Consider the following 658-nt stretch of genomic DNA (forward strand, 5'->3'; position numbering starts at 1 on the left):
CCCAATCCGAGCCTGCCGAGGCGGAGTTCGGCGCCGGGCCTCCGCCGCCCGCCAGCGACCCCGTCGGTCCCGGCGCCCGCTGGGGGAGCGTCGTCGGCGTCGGCGTCGCCGCGCCCGGACCGCTGGACCATGTGCGCGGCGTCCTCGGCCAGGTCACCGGACATCCGGAGTGGGCGGGCTTCCCCCTGCGGGACGCGCTGGCGCGGCGCCTCGGGATGCCCGTCGTCCTCGACAAGGACACCAACGCCGCCGCGCTCGGTCTCGCCCTGCGCGGCAAGGAGTCGCTCGCGTACGTCCACCTCGGTACGGGACTGGGCGCGGGTCTCGTGCTCGACGGGCGCATCCACCGGGGACGGCGCAACGGTGCGGGGGAGTTCGGGCACCAGGTGATCGAGCTGGACGGGCCGCCGTGCCGCTGCGGCCGCAACGGCTGTCTGGAGGCGCTGTGCGGGGACGCCGTGCGGCGCGGCAGGCCCGACGAGGCGGCGCGTGTGCTCGGCGTGGGCGCCGCCAATCTCGTCAGCCTTCTCGACGTCGACCGGGTGCTGCTCGGCGGCCGTACGGTGCTGGCCGATCCGGATGTCTACGTGGACGGGGTCGCTGCCCAACTGCGCGCCGCCGCGGGCGCGTCGGGCGGCGCGGCGCACCGGCCGGGCCC

Annotated in this window: 1 protein-coding gene; it reads left to right on the forward strand. The window is 77.4% G+C overall.

Going from position 1 to position 658, the window contains the following annotated elements:
• A partial coding sequence (locus tag AN218_RS28715; protein ID WP_244900793.1) for an ROK family protein occupies window positions 1-658 on the forward strand: 658 nt, incomplete at both ends.

Origin of the sequence: Streptomyces nanshensis (assembly GCF_001751255.1) — a bacterium.
GTDB lineage: Bacteria > Actinomycetota > Actinomycetes > Streptomycetales > Streptomycetaceae > Streptomyces > Streptomyces nanshensis_A.